The 17222-nt window shown below is 36.3% G+C and carries 15 protein-coding genes, 1 rRNA gene, 1 pseudogene and 1 riboswitch; of the genes and pseudogenes, 5 read left to right on the top strand and 12 right to left on the bottom strand.

What is annotated here, in order from left to right; all coding sequences use genetic code 11:
- Positions 1 to 122: 122 nt before the first annotated feature.
- Positions 123 to 1739 (bottom strand): PAS domain S-box protein, encoded by a 1617-nt coding sequence (locus ACFSFW_RS14405; RefSeq protein ID WP_388039254.1) that lies wholly within the window; start codon positions 1737 to 1739, stop codon positions 123 to 125.
- A 128-nt stretch (positions 1740 to 1867) separates the two neighbouring features.
- The gene (locus ACFSFW_RS14400) at positions 1868 to 2728 is read right to left on the bottom strand and encodes an AraC family transcriptional regulator (RefSeq protein WP_388039253.1); all 861 of its coding nucleotides are present in this window, start codon (positions 2726 to 2728) and stop codon (positions 1868 to 1870) included.
- Positions 2729 to 3153: 425 nt separating this feature from the next.
- On the opposite strand from ACFSFW_RS14400, the gene ACFSFW_RS14395 reads away from it, so the two are divergent.
- From ACFSFW_RS14395 to ACFSFW_RS14385, 3 genes are all read left to right on the top strand, one after another.
- Positions 3154 to 4824, top strand: a complete 1671-nt coding sequence (locus ACFSFW_RS14395; RefSeq protein ID WP_388039251.1) for a pectate lyase family protein — start codon at positions 3154 to 3156, stop codon at positions 4822 to 4824.
- Between the two features lie 244 nt (positions 4825 to 5068).
- A complete protein-coding gene (locus tag ACFSFW_RS14390; RefSeq protein WP_388039249.1) occupies positions 5069 to 6076 on the top strand; it encodes a DUF3231 family protein in 1008 nt (335 codons plus the stop codon).
- Between the two features lie 156 nt (positions 6077 to 6232).
- Positions 6233 to 6685: a staygreen family protein gene (locus ACFSFW_RS14385; RefSeq protein WP_388039248.1), complete on the top strand. Its 453-nt coding sequence runs from the start codon at positions 6233 to 6235 to the stop codon at positions 6683 to 6685.
- A gap of 81 nt (positions 6686 to 6766) precedes the next feature.
- Here ACFSFW_RS14385 and tenA read toward each other — a convergent pair.
- The 5 genes and pseudogenes from tenA to ACFSFW_RS14360 all read right to left on the bottom strand — a co-directional run bounded on the left by tenA (position 6767) and on the right by ACFSFW_RS14360 (position 12217).
- Positions 6767 to 7467: pseudogene (gene tenA / locus ACFSFW_RS14380) on the bottom strand (thiaminase II).
- Positions 7468 to 7547: 80 nt separating this feature from the next.
- Positions 7548 to 7648: riboswitch (TPP riboswitch) on the bottom strand.
- A 165-nt stretch (positions 7649 to 7813) separates the two neighbouring features.
- The gene (locus ACFSFW_RS14375; RefSeq protein ID WP_388039246.1) at positions 7814 to 8461 is read right to left on the bottom strand and encodes a lysozyme inhibitor LprI family protein; all 648 of its coding nucleotides are present in this window, start codon (positions 8459 to 8461) and stop codon (positions 7814 to 7816) included.
- Positions 8462 to 8592: 131 nt separating this feature from the next.
- Positions 8593 to 9051, bottom strand: coding sequence for a glycine zipper domain-containing protein (locus ACFSFW_RS14370; protein WP_388039244.1), 459 nt, complete (start codon positions 9049 to 9051; stop codon positions 8593 to 8595).
- 217 nt (positions 9052 to 9268) lie between these two features.
- On the bottom strand, positions 9269 to 9766 hold the full coding sequence (locus ACFSFW_RS14365; protein WP_388039242.1) for a hypothetical protein: 498 nt from the start codon (positions 9764 to 9766) through the stop codon (positions 9269 to 9271).
- A gap of 210 nt (positions 9767 to 9976) precedes the next feature.
- A complete protein-coding gene (locus tag ACFSFW_RS14360) occupies positions 9977 to 12217 on the bottom strand; it encodes an ATP-binding cassette domain-containing protein (protein ID WP_388039240.1) in 2241 nt (746 codons plus the stop codon).
- 457 nt (positions 12218 to 12674) lie between these two features.
- Here ACFSFW_RS14360 and ACFSFW_RS14355 point away from each other — a divergent pair, with 457 nt between their 5' ends.
- Positions 12675 to 13817, top strand: coding sequence for an NADH-dependent flavin oxidoreductase (locus ACFSFW_RS14355; protein WP_388039238.1), 1143 nt, complete (start codon positions 12675 to 12677; stop codon positions 13815 to 13817).
- A 132-nt stretch (positions 13818 to 13949) separates the two neighbouring features.
- Here the strand turns inward: ACFSFW_RS14355 and ACFSFW_RS14350 are convergent, their stop codons facing one another.
- From ACFSFW_RS14350 to ACFSFW_RS14335, 4 genes are all read right to left on the bottom strand, one after another.
- Positions 13950 to 14633, bottom strand: coding sequence for a hypothetical protein (locus ACFSFW_RS14350; protein WP_388039236.1), 684 nt, complete (start codon positions 14631 to 14633; stop codon positions 13950 to 13952).
- Positions 14634 to 14941: 308 nt separating this feature from the next.
- Complete coding sequence (locus ACFSFW_RS14345; RefSeq protein WP_388039235.1) at positions 14942 to 15271, bottom strand: hypothetical protein; 330 nt, start codon at positions 15269 to 15271, stop codon at positions 14942 to 14944.
- Positions 15264 to 15791, bottom strand: a complete 528-nt coding sequence (locus tag ACFSFW_RS14340; RefSeq protein WP_388039233.1) for a hypothetical protein — start codon at positions 15789 to 15791, stop codon at positions 15264 to 15266. The genes ACFSFW_RS14345 and ACFSFW_RS14340 overlap by 8 nt, the downstream gene beginning before the upstream one ends.
- Before the next feature lie 5 nt (positions 15792 to 15796).
- Entirely contained in the window at positions 15797 to 15997 is a 201-nt protein-coding gene (locus ACFSFW_RS14335; RefSeq protein WP_388039231.1) for a helix-turn-helix transcriptional regulator, read from the bottom strand.
- 262 nt (positions 15998 to 16259) lie between these two features.
- Here ACFSFW_RS14335 and ACFSFW_RS14330 point away from each other — a divergent pair, with 262 nt between their 5' ends.
- Positions 16260 to 16826, top strand: a complete 567-nt coding sequence (locus ACFSFW_RS14330; protein WP_388039256.1) for a hypothetical protein — start codon at positions 16260 to 16262, stop codon at positions 16824 to 16826.
- A gap of 157 nt (positions 16827 to 16983) precedes the next feature.
- Here ACFSFW_RS14330 and rrf read toward each other — a convergent pair.
- Positions 16984 to 17099: ribosomal RNA gene (gene rrf, locus ACFSFW_RS14325) — 5S ribosomal RNA — on the bottom strand.
- Between the last annotated feature and the right edge of the window lie 123 nt (positions 17100 to 17222).

Below are 17222 nucleotides of genomic sequence, written 5' to 3'. Positions count from 1 at the left end.
TAAATATTGTAAATTAAAAAAGACTGTAGGCAAACTCGAAATTTTTCGAGTTTGTCTACAGTCTGAAACGACATATACATGTCGTTTAAGATGAATCTTAGATGCTAGAATTGAGGAAAATCTTATCTATCATAGATTTTATATAAGGTCTTCGTTTTCTTTGCATGATACATGGCCAAATCAGCATGGCGCAGAAGTAACTCCATGTCTACCCCATGATCTGGATAGAAGACAACCCCAATACTTGTCGAAATTTCAGCAATCGAATTTGCAACGTAGATCGGCTGCTGAATGACTCTCGCTATACTATTTGCAGTCTCACTTATTTCTTCTTCACTTTTACGACCTGGAAGAACAATCGCAAATTCATCCCCACCTAAACGGTAGACGAGACCAATAGACCCTAGGACTCCTGTTAAACGAGATGTTACTTTAATGAGTACCATGTCACCAGCTTGATGACCATTCGAATCGTTAACCGATTTGAGGCCATGTAAATCTAAATACATAATGGTAAACATTGAATCCTTTTCCATCTCTTCCATTAAATCTAGCTGGAATTTAAGTCGGTTTGGTAAATCCGTTAAGGTATCATGGTAGGCTCGATACCTTATTAAATCCTCTTCCTTCTTTTTCTCCGTCACATCCCAAAACACGACTTGGACCGCTGATTCCCCGTTCAATTGAGTTGGGATTCCACTTACTTCAACATCAATTTCCTGACCATCTAAGCGAATGAATTTTTCATAAAGGGTAGGCTCGTACTCACGATTTTCTTCAATATTTTTAATCCTTCTCGAAACGATCAAACGGAATTCAGGGTGGACAATATTACTAATTTGGATACCTTCCAACAATTCTGCATTTGTAATCCCTAATAATTGCAATGCTGTAGGGTTGGCATATTTGATAACACCTTTTTGATGGACTAAAATCCCCAATGGAGAATACTCGACTAATTGTCGATACCGATCTTCACTCTCCGTTAATTCTTGTTCCATCTTTTTTCGTATCGTAATATCACGATAACTAACTAAAATCGCCCTTTTTTCCATATAAGCGATTGGAACCGCAGAAAAAACGGTATCCACAGTACGGCCATTTTTACTACGTATTTTCAAATCAAAATCAAGAAGATGCTCATTATGATTTAATATGTCTTGGCTACGAATTTGAAACAAATCATGCATGGACGGATCAATGAACTTCCTAATGTTCTCTCCAACCATATCTTCAACGGATGTGTCAACTAGTTTGGCTGCAGACTCATTCGCGTATAAAATAATCTCTCCATCAAATACCAAAATAGGGTCTGGTGAATAGGTTAGAAGGTTGCGAAACCTTTCTTCACTCTCGAGTAAACTGAGCTGTAATTTCTTTTTTTCAGTTATATCTAGAATCTGTGCAATTAAATAATGTGTTTTTTCATCTTGTTGAAAGATGGAAACCGAAAGAAAAACCCATACAATGTCTCCATTTTTATGAAAGTATCTCTTTTCCATTTCATAGGAACCTTTTTTACCCTCTATTAGTTCCTGCACATGTCTGAGATCTTCCTCTAAATCATCCGGGTGGGTAATCTCTTGAAAAGTAAGAGATAATAATTCCTCTTCCAAATAGCCTGTAATCTTTGATAGTGCTGGATTTGTTTTTAAACACAGCCCTTCTAGTGAAAACAAGGCCATGCCTATAGGTGAATAATGAAAAGCTTGTTCAAATCGATTAATAAAATGTAACATAAACTACCTCTACTATGTAATTTCTCTCTTAACGTATAATACCATCTAATTAATATTATCGTTAGTTTAAATTTTTATTATGCTACATTTTGCACCTTTTTAGTCAGTACTTCAACCAACTGAAGAAATTATAGATTATTGTTCTGATTTAATATCCTAAACTGATTTGGGGACATACTTGTATTCCTCTTAAATACACGCCAAAAATGGACATGATTAGAATAGCCCACTTTTCCTGCAATTTGATTCACTTTCATGGTTGTAAATATTAAATACCTTTTTGCTTCATTTATACGAACTGCATTCAAGTATTCAATAAAACTGCATCCTGTGTATTTTTTAAAGAGCCTACTTATATACTGCTCATTCACATGAAACTGGTAAGATAGTACACCAAGAGAAATGTCATTTGTATAATTGTTATTAATAAATGAAATAATCTTTTCAATTTCATTTTTACCAGTCTTATCTTGATGGCTAGAAACTTTCATCGATTCTTTAGGTCTCGCTCCCTCTAACAATCTATTACTTTCAATTAATAGTTGTGATAACAAAGATTTAAGGTACAAATCCCTTTCTTTTAGGTTCTTCTGGTACTCTTCGAATAACCTCATTATGATAGTGTTGATTAAATCTCTTTTATTTTGGGGAATCGATATAATGTATGGACCATTTTCAAAAAGCTGCTTCACGATATGTTGTTCGCCTAAACCCAGGAAACACTCTCTAAAATTTATCACCATTCGCTCATATACTTGATTGCTTTTCTTAACCGTTTTATGGATCACATTTTTATCAATAAAAACGAGATGCTGATTCTTCACTAGGTACTCTTCCCCATTAATGATGTAAATCCGTTCCCCTTTGGATAAATAATAAATTTCGTAATCTTGGTGCAGATGATGTGTTGCCATCGACGGATAGTAACCACTAAAACGATTGATATAAAAAGGCTGTTCACGAAGAGAAACACTTATTTTTTGTACCACTATTCCACTCCTCTCCAAATGAGCCAACAAAGTCCTTAGTTTGTTCTTCCCTTTGTACTCGCTTTAAAACTATTACTCTATTTATGTTCTTTTTATTACATGTTCATCTGCCCATATCCTTCATTTTTTAAGGAATCACAACTTTACTCCTATTTAATATAAAAAGAAACTAGGACAAAGGCACCCCTCCCCTGTGTACAGGCCTTAAACATATTCGAAAATGTAAACAATAACGTCTTCTTCTCACAAAATATGTAATGAGAAGCTTGCTAAACTAATATAGAAGTTTTTGATCCCCTTCTAATGAAAGGGTTTGCAAAATAATCTGATGATTACCGTTAGATGTACGCTAGGAGGTGAAATTTAAACGTTTGTTAACATTTGTTTTACATCGAGAATTAAAAAAATTGCAAAGGTGGTATATTATGAAGTTTAGAAAAGCAATGGTCTGGGTCCTGGTTTTATCCTTATTTGCACCATTTTTCTTGAACGGAAACAGAACGGCTCACGCTGCAGAAATCGATTCGATCCCAAACACTACTAGGTATATCAAAGATTATGACAATAGTTTTCTATCTGTTTCTGGTTATGCCTCATTAGGGGTGAATGACCGAAGTGAATACATTGATACACCCTATTATCGACAGGTCAAAACAGAAAGAGATTTTTTACAGGCCATTTTGGATTCACAGGCTGGAAGAGTGAAAGTAATTGAAATCGCCAAGGATTTAAATTTTGGGTGGAAACATTTAAATCTGAGTTCTGAGGAAACAAAAAAGTATCGTTTCATTACGAAATACCGGGATCCTATGAACGGATTTACCAATCCAAAAATAGCAACTTCTGGTGTTTCACAACTAAATATTGATGGTGTTGACGGACTTACGATTTTTTCAAAAAAAGGAAAAACGATTCGATCTGTCGAGTTTAAATTACAACGGTCAACGAACGATATTGTCATACGTAATCTGAATTTTGATGGCATGTGGCAATGGGATGATACAGGAAAACACAAGGAAGTAGGCTGGACTTATATTAAAATAAATGGCGCCAATAATGTATGGATTGACCATTGTAAATTTCCGATTGCAGCAGATGGATTAATTGATACGGAGAACGGTGGCTCCAACATCACGATTTCCTGGTCTGAATTCGGATTACCTGCGGATGAAAATCCTTCAACAGATAGTGATATTTATCAAACGGTTCAGTTTATGGAAGAGAAATATGCTGCAAATGAATTGAATTCCGATAGCGTGTATTACAACATGCGTAACGAAGGTGCCACTAAAGAACAAATCATGGCCTATGCTGCGTACCACAGTAAGGTGCATTTATCGGGTTCTGGTGATAAAGACTATGTGAATTATGTGTCAAGTAGTGGTAATGAGATAAAGGACGGCAATCAAAGAATACGTTTAACACTCGCTTATAATACGTATACCAATGTTGGACAGAGAATCCCTATGATACGCCAAGGTTCTGGTCATGCGTACAACTTGTATTTGGATAATTCCACTCATCATGCGATTTTAGAGAATGTTACCGCAATTGCTGAATTCGGTACAGATACACTTTCACGAGCACTAAATGCTAGAAATGGTGCCTCAATTGCAGCAGATACATCTGTATTCAATGACATTAACGAGCCAATCACAGGTGCGGAAATTCAGGGATTAGATACTAAAAATATGGATGCCCAATGGGCTGATTTATTCCAAGCAGCTTATAATAGAAACTTAATTGTAAACTCAAAAATCTCCAATCAATATGGAACGTATACAGGAAGCAGTTGGGACAACAATGGGGAAAATCTATTTACAAAAGGATTTACATGGCATGATAAATCTACGATTGGAAATTGGGCATGGTCTTCTCATATTGTTGGAAGTGAAAATATGAGTAAAATGAACCCACCAACTGATCCATTTGTCTTTGAGTATAACTATGACGAGAAACTCCCTTATACGTATAACGTGGTCCCATTAGACAGCGTTGTTCCAACACTTACAAAATATGCAGGTGTGAACAAAGTAAATATGAGCCCTATCGCCTGGTTAAAAACTGACTACACCTCTAACAGCAAAGGGCAGTAATAGAAAAACGATTTTGTAGGCTCAGAGAGACAGGTTCCGTGATCCGGCTAGGTCACGAACCTGTCCCCTTGACCCTGCTTTGTTCTAAGAACTTCCCTATATCTTCTCGACTTTCTTCATAGTAATTATTAAACAAAATGGGAAAACTAACTATGTTTTAATAGGGTAGTAACTATCCCTACTGCTCTTATACATATAACTACTATTTTGTTTAATATTCTATTTAGAAAGGAGTGGATCTAAGATGGAACAATCAAATGAACATTTGCCATTTCTAAAATTAACCGCAACTGAGGTATCTAATATTTGGTCTTCGTTTTTAATGAGCAGTATGCAACAAAGACTATTTGAATATTTTTTGGTAAGTACGGAAGATAGTCATATAAAACACATTGTTGAAAAAATGTTAATTCAATCTGAAAAGAATCTTGATGAACTTAATGATATCTTTAATAAAGAAAATCTTTCTGTCCCTCTTGGTTTTACCGATGAAGATGTAAGTGTGGACGTGACCAAAGTATTTTCTGATATATTTATTTTGAATTTTTGTTTCGATTTAACACATCTCGCGATGAGTACATATCCTATTGCATTATCAGATTGCCCAAGAAGCGATATTCGGAATCATTTTCAAGGTAACATTACGTTTTCTGTAAATATCCAGAATGAAATTGTAGACCTCATGTTATCCAAAGGCGTATATTTGAAACCTCCACAAGTAGCAATCGATAGTGAGGTGGAATATGCTAAAAACTTCATGTATCTCAATGGTTTTATTGGTAGTTCAAGACCTTTAAACGCTGCTGAGATAGCTAATCTTTCAAGGATTATCTATAGGGGACAGTTTTCAAAGATGATTTTTGTTACTTTTAGTAAATTAGCCCAAAAAAAAGATTTGAAACAACACTTTGGAAAAGGCAGAGATGGGATCGAAAAAGTTCTACATTCACTTCAAGAAGTTCTTGAAGAAGAAAATATTCCGATTTCAGCTTCAGGAGACTATCAAATTTCGAATATAGAGATATCTCCTTTTTCCGATAAATTAATGTTGTTTTTTGCTAATACTTGTTTAGGTATATTCTGTTTTACTATGGTAAATCAAGCTATGACTTCCAGTTTACGAACGGATATAGTTGCAAAATTAGATAAAATATCAGATGATATGAAAAAGTTTTATGGAATGGGCTTACTGTTAGCGATAAAAGAAAAATGGTTTGAACAACCTCCCCAAGCAGTAGATAGAAAAGTATAAGACTAGTTAGCCTAATAAAGGACTAGGAAATTTAATTTCCTAGTCCTTTTTGCACGATAAAAAATCTTCATGTTTTCACATTGAATTATATATATATAAATGATGGAATTATTAATGGACTTAAATAAGATTTAATATCCGACAGGAGATGATTTTTTGAGCACATTCAATCCCGACAAATTATCGGTCGAATACAGGGATAGCGTTACTGCTACAGCACCCATTATTCCAAGATATTACACACTAACACACTCTGATACAACTGCCGAATTATTTTTAACAATAGGCTATCATTATGCCTGGGATAAAATTAATTCGATGAGAGATGAAGTATTAGGTGAATGGAGAACAGATGGAAGTCACTTCCATTACCAGGTTTATTTATATATTGATCAAGGAGAATATAACCTACAAGTTGCAGCAAAGCGAAATGAAATCTTTAGACGTGAATTGCCACTTGCCTTAACAGCTATTCGATACGGAGATCGATTTTTATTCAATGCTTACCCTACTCTTGACCACGCTCCCATCATAGTTACCTTCACTTCTGCCTATCCTCAGTTTGCTAGACATGAAAATTGGGCTACTTTCCAAGATTATTCCATATGAAAGAAATCGAAACTTTGTGGAAATTTTATTACGAAAAAAGGTTCCGTGACTGAACATGTGCACGGAACCTAACCACTTGTCCTATAGATTAATCGGCCACTCCTCAAGATTTTCGGCCATATCCCAGAACATATATTCAAACATACTCGTTTTGACGACGATTTCTTCAAGTACTGCTAAATCTCGCTCTGGTTTTCCGCTTGCGATTTCATTGATAAGCTGCTTACAGTCTTCCGCTAACGCTGAAAACTCATCGGATGAATACATTTTCACCCATTCCCCATAGAATTCATGCTCAACTGCTCCAGGCCATTTGACGAGCTCTTTTCCAATAAAGTTATAGCTCCATGCACAGGCTAGGACTGCAGCGACAACATTTTCTACACCACCAAGTTGCGCTACATTCAACATGTAGCTTGTGTAAGATGTTGTAGTTGATGCAGGTCTAGTCGCCTCGAGCTCTTCTGGAGATATTTCAAACTTTGCGGCATATTGGCGGTGAAGATCCATCTCCATCTCCAACGTACCATGCAAAAGGTTTGCAAAAATGGACATCGTTTTTAAATCCGGGGCCTTCGCACTCCCCAACGCAAAAAGTCTGCAATACTCAATCAGGTACACATAATCCTGCTTCATATAATGCTTAAACTTTCCTTTTCCAACCAACCCTCGCCAATCCCTTTCACGAAAGGATGCTCCAAATACGAATTCCAAATAGGCTCCACTCGATTCCATAAACGATCAGTAAAAAGACTGCTCACTTTCTTGTCCCCTTTCTCCATTTGACCTTGGGGGAGATAAAAAAAACCCATCACTAGTGACTAGAAATGGGTTAGGCAATATATATCGTTTGTTTACACATAACGTGCCAACTCCACTTCCCTACGCTAGTGTTACCTAGATCAGGTTCAAAGGGTCGATATCTCTATCTCTCAGCACAAACATGCTCCCCTAGTCGAATTGTTAGATTATTAAGTTACTAGATACTAGTTAAACATAGCGGATACGAAAAGGCAAGTAAGACATGTCCATTTATCCCGCTTGAGTCAATGGACATGTTCCAGCATCCCGTAAAAAAAACGAGTTGGCATTTATAGCCAACTCATTTTTATCTTAATCATCAAACAATCAATTCATATACTTTGCAACCAGCGCATAGCATCTTTCCCTTGTCATAGTTGCTTGGGTAGCTACATATTCTAAGGTTTCCGTCGAGCCACCTTTATATTTCAATGATGATTCTTTTGCGGTTTCATCTCTATGTTTAATCCAATTTCGTTGTTCTTCTCGTAATTGATTCATTTGTTCAGAGTCAAGCTGTTCATTTAACATTCCATAAATCTCGTTCAATTTTTCATCCCACTTTTTATACCTTGCCGCCTCTTGTTCTTCCAATTCTGCCATTGTTGCTGTATCTTCGGCGTTTCTATCTGCTTCTTCCATTTTATTTAATTCTTTAAGATATGCATCCTTCATACCTTCGGTTATTTCATTCTTGTTACTAGATTTCGATGTCTCGTCATGTTCAGTCGTAGATGGTTCTTTAGATGTCTCTTCTTTGTTTTTAATCTGAGTATTTTCAGGACTCTCAGATTTATTTATTTCACCAGACTTCTCATTGGTAGCTGGTTTTTCCTCTGTTTTTAAATTCGTGCTAGTTTCTGATTCTTCGTTTTCTGGTTTAGCATTTGCCTCATCCGTTGAGTTACTACAAGCAACTAACGAGAAAAATGCTATGATGGTCATTACAGTTAGTAATCGCTGTTTATTTTTCATTACACTGCCTCCTCTACTAAACAGTATATCATAAAATTTTCCAGTAGTTTTTAAGAAAGTTCAAATTATTTGTTAAGCAACTCTCACCTAACCCAAACAAAAAACACTCACATTTGTAAGTGTCCTAAAGACTATATTGTATTCCCTTTTTTCTTAGCATCTGCATCCAAACCAGCACCAATCGCAATGCCGATGCTCATCCCAATCGGCAACCCTAATGCAATATTATCAAAAATCGTTAATCCAAACACCATACCCAAACTCATACCTATAGACATGTATAATGTGAGATACATCCCTTCAGGTACCAACTTATGTTCCTTTTGAAGATGTGCAGCAATTCCTTTGATCACTTGTTTATGATGTTTACTGTCCTTATCAATTTCATCGTCATTCGCTTCCAGTTGAGTAAAATGATTCTTTAAATCAACTAGATGTTGCTGACACTCTTCACAACTTGCCGAAAAAGAATCCAGCTTTTCAACCACTCGTTCACATTTATTTAAATCAAGCTTTTTTGAAAGTTCATTACTTATGGTACTCCTTAGTTTCTCTATATTTGTTTTAATGTCATCTACATGATTTTCCACTATACCACCGCCTAATGGGATCTTAATTTAGCCAAGGTTCATTTATTTCTTATACCTTATTTACGAATGAAACATGATTTAGTTTCGTTTTTTAATGATAACCACATCCGTAAGAACAGACACAAAATAAAAGAGAGGATTCATTATTATCCTCCCTATACCTTATTTTGCTAAACTACTCCATATATAATTGAATCTTACACACAAATTAAGATCATTATTCTACCATATTTGCGAATGGCCTCTTTCTATGTACCTTTTTAAAACCCTTAATCAGTTGATTTTTTACATCATTAGGATCCTCGACAGGTAGTTCCTTCCAACAAACTATCAAATGATTGATATCCTCAATTTGCCAAATAACCCTTCCGCCGTAGTGGCTCGCGTTTCTTCCACTACCGAATTTTAATAATTGCTTTATTCTTGAATTCAGAGTAGCAGAGCTTTTTCCACCACCGGCTTTCCCTATATAGATTACTTTCGTATCCTGTACCCAACTTTCATTTAACTTTCCTACTGGAACATTAGGATCTTTCCCTTTAAAATAACCACCTGTACCTTTTCTCAAAAACTCTGGTGAATGATCAGGGGTATAGAGCACCATATAAACCCCTTTAGTGTGTGGAACGATCGAATGATTTTGCATCAATTCAGTAATCGGAATATAACCTTCAAAGCCATACTCTTTAATTGATTTAAAATTATTGTAATCCATTTGATCACCTCAATTTATGAGTATGAGTAGACTGAACATTTATTCAAACTAATTCTACGATTATCCATTAAATTTCCATAAATGTTTATGCAAGGAGCATGTTCTTAACAAAAGAAGCCTTTTGGAAAATGGTCTGTACTTCGTTCTTAATTGAAAAAAGTGCCTGAACCCTTAATAATGTCATATAGGGTTTAGACACTTTTCTTTCCTTTAAATATACTTTGCTGTTATAGATCGTTCACAAGCCTTTACCCCTGCAGGTGGGCCTTCATATAAAATTTCTCCACCACCCGTACCTCCGTCTGGGCCTAAATCAATAATCCAATCACTGTTTCGGATGACGTCCAGGTTATGTTCAATGACAATGACTGTATTACCCTTTTCAACTAATTTTTCGATAATCACTAGAATATTGGATACATCGGATAGATGCAGTCCAGTTGTCGGTTCATCTAGAATATAGATATTCCCCTTCTTATTTATCTCTTTTGCGAGTTTCAGTCTTTGACTCTCCCCACCAGATAATGTGTTTAGTGGTTGGCCTAAAGACAAATATCCAAGTCCAACTGTCGCCATGCTTGTCAGTTGTCTCTTGATATCTTTTGCTTCAAAAAACTCCACAGCTTCTGCGACAGACATATCCATAACCTCTACAATATTTTTTCCTTTGTACAGGTATTGGAGGACTTCCTGTTTGTAACGGTCTCCATGACATTCACTGCATTCCATTTCCATTTTATCCATGAAAGATAAGTTAAGCTCTACCGAACCAGTGCCCCCACATGTTTCACAGGCACCTTTTGAATTATAGCTAAAAAGTCCACTTTCCACATTATTCGCTTCTGAAAAAGCTTTCCGAATCGAATTCATAATACCGGAGAAGGTTGCAGGATTGGAACGAATGTTACCATGAACTTGGCTTTGATCTATTCGAATGGAATCTGGAAAATCCTTTGCAAAGACTTCATTCACAAGCGTACTTTTTCCAGAACCCGCTACCCCCGTAACAACTGTAAAAACCCCGATTGGCACACGTATGCTCACATTTTTCAAATTATGGAGGCTACTTTTTCTACTTTCCAAGAATTCATTAACAGGTCTTGGGTTCATTTTAATTTCCAGTTTCTTGTTTAAAAACTGAGCCGTTAATGTATCAGAAGACAATAGACCCTGGTAACTTCCACTATACATAATTTTTCCTCCACCAGTACCCGCATTCGGACCAACATCGATGACATGGTCTGCAATTTGGATAACATCAGGGTCATGCTCTACCACTAATACCGTATTGCCCTTATCACGTAATCTAACAAGTAATTCATTTAATCGGTAGACATCGCGAGGATGAAGTCCAGTGCTTGGCTCATCAAATATGTACATTAATCCAGTTAAGTTACTAGATAAATATTTCACCATTTTAACCCGCTGCGACTCACCACCAGATAAAGTCGGCGTTTCCCTTGTTAAGGTCAAATAACTTAATCCAATGTCACAAAGATTTTTAACTCGTTCTAGTATTCCATCCACAATTGGTTTCGCACTTGGTTCATCAAAGCGTTGAAGTACATCCATTAATTCATCAAGTTGCATCGATGTCAGGTCATAAATGGAATACCCTTTGAATATTGAAGATAAGACCTTCTCATTGTACCGTGTCCCTTGGCAACTGGGACATGTGCCCGTTGTGGTAAATTCTTTGAGCTTTTTCTCGGCAGCTTTCGATGTATCTTTATCTCGATTCACATTTTGTCTCATAAATTTAACGGCCAAGCCCTCATACGTTGTGTTGATTTCGCCATTCATATAATTAACGACGATTTTTTCCTCACCGGCATAAACCAGCTTTTCATATTCTTCTTTTGTAAAATCTTTTATTTTTTTATCATTGTCGAAGAAACCAGATTCAGCATATGCTTTCCATTGCCATGTACCTGGGCCAAACCCCGGAAGTAAAATGGCTCCTTCATTTAAGGATTTCTCCTTATCTAACGCAGCATCGAGGTTTAACGTAATTGTTCTACCAATCCCCTCACAATGTGGGCACATTCCAATTGGATCATTAAAGGAATATGCATTACTCCAACCAATGCTTGGTTGTGCAAAACGTGAAAAAAGAAGTCGTAACAGAGGCTGAATGTCAGTAACCGTCCCAAGTGTAGATCGTGCATTACCACCAAGTCGTTTCTGATCCACTATAATCGCAGTGGATAGATTATTAATTTCATCGGCCTCAGGTCGGCCGTATTTCGGCAGAAACTGACGGGCAAAACTACTAAAGGTCTCATTTAGCTGACGACCGGCTTCCTGTGCAATCGTATCAAAAACAATCGATGACTTCCCAGAACCAGACACCCCAGTAAAAATCGTAATTTTCCCCTTCGGAATCTGAACATGAACATTTTTCAAATTGTTCTCCCGCCCATTAACAACCTCAATAAACTCCTGCTTCATCCAATCATCATCTCCCTAGATTTCGTACAAATTAGCCTGTCCATCTTACCATAACTTGGGACAGAGGGACAGGTCCCTTGTCCCACTATTTTATTTCTATCTATATTCACTAAATCAAATCATTCAATTTCCCGAGTTGGATATAACCTAAGCGATCGCTAGTATTTTCTTTCAAAAATGATCCATGTGTATGGTAAAATTAAATTCCTTGGCAGGGGCATTTCAAAAACGAGTTGGCATCTATCTGGCCAGCTCGTTTTTTCTTATAACCACTTAACTGGTGCACCAATTCCATTCTACGATTACCTCTCCCACTCCCATATTAGCAGAATGCTTTAAATTGTTTCCTATAGAATGTATCATTATTTTTGCACGCTAATAAAGTACCACTGATTAGCTAAGTATATAATGGTACTATTTTTCACATAACAATCAACTATTAAGGAGGTTACAAACTATGAATGCAGACAATCAATTTATGCTATCAACATACACTCTCCCTAATGGAGTTGAATTAAAAAACAGACTGATCATGGCACCAATGACTAACTTCTCATCTAATCCAGATGGAACTGTTTCAGATGCAGAAGTGAGTTACTATGCACGCCGTTCTAGTGGAGTTAGCATGGTGATTACGGCTTGTACATATGTTACACCAAATGGAAAAGGATTCCATGGTGAATTTGCTGGTGACACAGATGAGATGATTCCGAGCTTATCTCAATTAGCCAAAGCCATTAAAGAACAAGGTGCGAAAGCGATCTTACAAATCTTTCATGGCGGAAGAATGTGTCCTCCTGAATTAGTTCCAAATGGAAAAATTGTGAGCGCAAGTGATGTTCCTGCCGTAAGAGGAGGAGCATCAACCGAGGTACCTGATGTAAAACCAAGACCATTATCTGAAAATGAAGTTGAAAATATCATAAAAGCATTCGGAGAAACAACTCGTCGTGCCATTGAAGCAGGCTATGATGGGGTTGAAATACATGGAGCTAACGGCTATCTCATTCAACAGTTCTTCTCTCCTCATTCAAATCGTCGTGAGGACCAGTATGGAGGTAGTCTTGAAAAACGTATGACCTTCCCTCTCGCAATTGTGGATGAAGTGCAAAAAGTTGTTAAAGAACATGCGATTCCTGAATTTATTGTTGGCTATCGTTTTTCACCAGAAGAACCTGAAACACCTGGAATTACAATGGGTGATACACTCAAACTAGTTGATACATTAGCGAATAAAGGCTTAACTTATTTACATGTTTCATTAGGAGAATTCTTTTCAGCAGCAAGAAGAGGTGTTGAAGACACCAACAAAACTCGTATCGAATACTTGCTAGAAACGATTAATAATCGTGTTCCATTGATTGGAGTTGGATCCATTTATACAGCTGATGATGCTCGCAAAGCCTTTAAAACAGGTGTCCCTTTACTTGCATTAGGTAGAGAACTAATCATTGACCCAGATTGGGTACAAAAAGTAGCAGAAGATAAAGAAAACGAGATCGTCACAAAAATAGACAAAACCAAACAAAAAGAACTAGTCATTCCAGATCCACTATGGAATGCAATCATCCACACCCCTGGCTGGTTCCCAGGTGTCTAAGTGGGTCAGAGGGACAGGTCCATTGTCCCACCATTTTTTAGAAAAAGGGACACTGAACTGCCAGTGTCCCTTTTTCATTGCTAACAAACCTTATCCCCCTCTACCTAGGCCTAATCCTCAAATAACTCTATATTAATCTTTTATCGCCGGGTATTCGATATAGGTATCAGCAACTTTTGGAAGGTTGGAGGAAGAAAAGTTTTCCCAATTTATTTTATCTGAGGTGGACTTCGATAAGATAATTGTTACAATCGGTCCGATCTTAGCATTTCCATAAGCATCTTGTAATGGAAATACCCATTCGAGTGTAACTTCAGAAACGTCATCCCTGTTTGTATAAATCTCTTCTAAGATATCGGTACTATCTCGTTGAATACTTTTGCGAATTGTATTTTTTGTAAAGTTATCGTCAGCTACAGCCTGTACCCACACGACATCTCCATCAACAGAGACCTTATACACTCGATTTTTTAGCTCTTCATCATCCTGATTCGATGTTTCGCCTGCTTCCTTCTTAACTGCGTATTCAACAAAGCTACTTAAATCATCAGGTGCTTTTTCTTCTTTAACTGGCTGTTCTTCTTTAGGTTGATCCTCTTTTTCCTCAACATCTTTTTTATTTTCCTCTACTTGTTCTTCTTTTTCTGCTGCCATATCATCCGTTTGATTTTGCTCCTCTTGTGGTGCAGGAGGAGCTTGATCTTCCTCATCCCCACCTAAAATGGCAGCGCAAGAGCCTATAATGATAATAAGAATTAGTAACCCAAGACAGCCAAGACAACCTTTCTTTTTCTTATTACTTTTCTCTTCAGCCAATATGAACACCACCTTATAAATTTTGATGCCTTATTTTTTGAAGATGAACTATTTTTATACAGTTGTTCAATAAAGAAGCTAAGTATAAAGGTTTTCTGGAGTGGAAACATAACAACATCTAAAGGTGAACTTCAAATTTGGGGGTGAAAAATCATGTTAAGGGATTCAAAAGTGGATGCGAAGGGGCATATAAAAAACAAACAAGATTCTAAAAAGCAAACAAAAAATAAACCAGAAACAAAATAGGGTCAGAGGTACAGGTCCATTGTCCCAACTTGGTTCAATTATCCTGTCCCTACTTCCCATCATTATTGAATTTTACGATACAGGTTGTATTTATACCCATCATGAAGAAAATACTTTTTTCCTGATGCAATTTGTACAGCACTAGATATATCCTGGTTCGAAATGGTTAAATCCTTTTGAATCGTAACCAGATCTGCTTCATTCTCATTCATAATTAAATAGTAAGTTTCTCTTGTTTCCAGTTGTTTGACCGCACTTCCAAATGTTAAGATACCCTCCAATAGAAAATCTATAATTTTCCCATTCGAACCTCTATCTTCTTTTTGCAAAAGTTCATATATAACTGCACCAATAGGAGCTACCTCAAGCACCTTTTTATCGTATTTATTCATTATTATCCTCCAACTCTTGTATTCTCCGATTGTATCTTTTTATATTGAATTCCTCCCAAATATAAGAAATCGCATAGAATACAATAATGGACATCAAAAATTCAAGTACGAACAAAATAATCATATTCATTGTTTTACTTAGTCCCACAAACAATTGTAGACCTTGCCATTCCTTTTCTACAAAGAATGTCGTAATAAGATTTAAAACCAGAACAACTGTGGAAAAACCCAATGAATCCCAAAAATAGTGACGTTTTCTCTTTCTTTTAGATTGATAATCTGCTTCCGTGAAAACCATCTCACCTGTAATCATCCGGGGTATTGTTAGACTTTCATCCTTTCGTGCAAACCATGCTATTGATGCAGGTATCATCACGATAAGAATAATTTCCAATGTACTCTGTGTAATATCTTTCGTACTTACATATTTCCAAATTGCTGAAACAAAAAGCAAAACATACAAGACTGCTAGTGTAATTGCAATTCCCTTTGATATTAACTGCTGACTTCTTTCATCCATCCCCATTACTCCTCCTCGTATTCAAAAATTTCTTCGATAGGCACTTTAAAAACCTTTGCTATGTCCCATGCTAATTTTAGCGAAGGACTATACGTTCCACGTTCAAGGTGCCCAATGGTTTCCCGTCTAACCCCTACTAACTTTGCTAATGTCTGCTGATTCATATTGTGTTTGGCACGATACTCTTTTAATTTTGTCTTCAACAATAATCATCACCACCTAGATTTTTACAATTTGTTATATATTTCTAACATCTTGTTATAAATATATAACACGAGTATTTTTACGTCAAGATGATAAAAAGCGTTTCCCGATTTGTATTCAGCAGAATTAATGAAGGATGAAAATTCGGATTCGAATAATATTTCTTACGTCACTTTATTCTACTGGAGACATAAGCTACTATCTTCATTAAATAAAATGGAAATCTCTGATTTTCAAGGTATAATACAATTATTAGGAGGAGCTATGAAGAAGTATAAAATACTTACAATTATCATTATCGTTTTGGTAGTTCTAAACATATATCAATTTCAACAATCAAGTTCTTTAAACAAGAAGCTGGAAAACAATTTCAAAATGGAACTAAATGCTTCATTTGGTGAGGCAAAAGAAATGCTTGCTAATGAATTACCTACTTTAATCAGTAGGAAGGAAATCTCAAGACTTGAATTTGATAATATCTGGCACTCATCTAATAATGTTTTATTTGGTATAGACGAATCTTTAACCTTTGCCAACCATTATGACATCTACTCAGAAGAATATTATCCAAAAAACACTAATAAACTTGCAGGGGAAGTCCAAAGTTTCTATAGAAAATTTTTAAATAGTAATTTTCAAGATAATATTGAAAGTGTTCCTCTTTCCGAGAAGGATATTAAATACATAAAAGTATTGAAAGAGCTATTCGAATCAATTGGAGCATTAACTACACCTAAAGCAGAGTTGATGAACATTGAAGAAACCTTGAAGAAACTAAATGATATTAGTTCTAACTATGAGGAAAAGTTGAAAAAAATTAGGTTATTTTAGACGTTCAATTTTGCTAACGGGTCCCGTAGTTGAACAAAAAAACGATTAGGCTGTCATTTTATGACAGCCTAATTTAATAGTAAATTAATCAACATTCAACGCTAACAGAGCGTAAAAAATAAAAAAAAGACCAACCATAACGGTTGATCTTTTAGTTGCCTAGCGACGTCCTACTCTCACAGGGACAAAGTCCCAACTACCATCGGCGCTGAAGAGCTTAACTTCCGTGTTCGGTATGGGAACGGGTGTGACCTCTTCGCTATCGCCACTAGACTATGATGAAGGATTCATTCCTTCAAAACTAGATAACGTACTTACATTCATCTTAAAAAGTATTTTGGTTAAGTCCTCGATCGATTAGTATCAGTCAGCTGCACATGTCACCATGCTTCCACC

Source organism: Ferdinandcohnia salidurans (assembly GCF_042680725.1).
In the GTDB taxonomy this organism is placed as follows: domain Bacteria; phylum Bacillota; class Bacilli; order Bacillales; family Bacillaceae_L; genus Ferdinandcohnia; species Ferdinandcohnia salidurans.
Note: the sequence above shows the minus strand (reverse complement) of the source record. Positions and strands in the feature narration are given on the sequence as shown.

Bases quoted from the DNA above. Each gene is read 5' to 3' on its own strand.
- ACFSFW_RS14405 (WP_388039254.1), bottom strand. From the start codon at position 1,739: ATGTTACATTTTATTAATCGATTTGAACAAGCTTTTCATTATTCACCT.
- ACFSFW_RS14395 (WP_388039251.1), top strand. From the start codon at position 3,154: ATGAAGTTTAGAAAAGCAATGGTCTGGGTCCTGGTTTTATCCTTATTT.
- ACFSFW_RS14390 (WP_388039249.1), top strand. From the start codon at position 5,069: ATGGAACAATCAAATGAACATTTGCCATTTCTAAAATTAACCGCAACT.
- ACFSFW_RS14375 (WP_388039246.1), bottom strand. From the start codon at position 8,461: ATGAAAAATAAACAGCGATTACTAACTGTAATGACCATCATAGCATTT.
- ACFSFW_RS14365 (WP_388039242.1), bottom strand. From the start codon at position 9,766: ATGGATTACAATAATTTTAAATCAATTAAAGAGTATGGCTTTGAAGGT.
- ACFSFW_RS14360 (WP_388039240.1), bottom strand. From the start codon at position 12,217: ATGAAGCAGGAGTTTATTGAGGTTGTTAATGGGCGGGAGAACAATTTG.
- ACFSFW_RS14355 (WP_388039238.1), top strand. From the start codon at position 12,675: ATGAATGCAGACAATCAATTTATGCTATCAACATACACTCTCCCTAAT.
- ACFSFW_RS14345 (WP_388039235.1), bottom strand. From the start codon at position 15,271: ATGAATAAATACGATAAAAAGGTGCTTGAGGTAGCTCCTATTGGTGCA.
- ACFSFW_RS14340 (WP_388039233.1), bottom strand. From the start codon at position 15,791: ATGGATGAAAGAAGTCAGCAGTTAATATCAAAGGGAATTGCAATTACA.
- ACFSFW_RS14330 (WP_388039256.1), top strand. From the start codon at position 16,260: ATGAAGAAGTATAAAATACTTACAATTATCATTATCGTTTTGGTAGTT.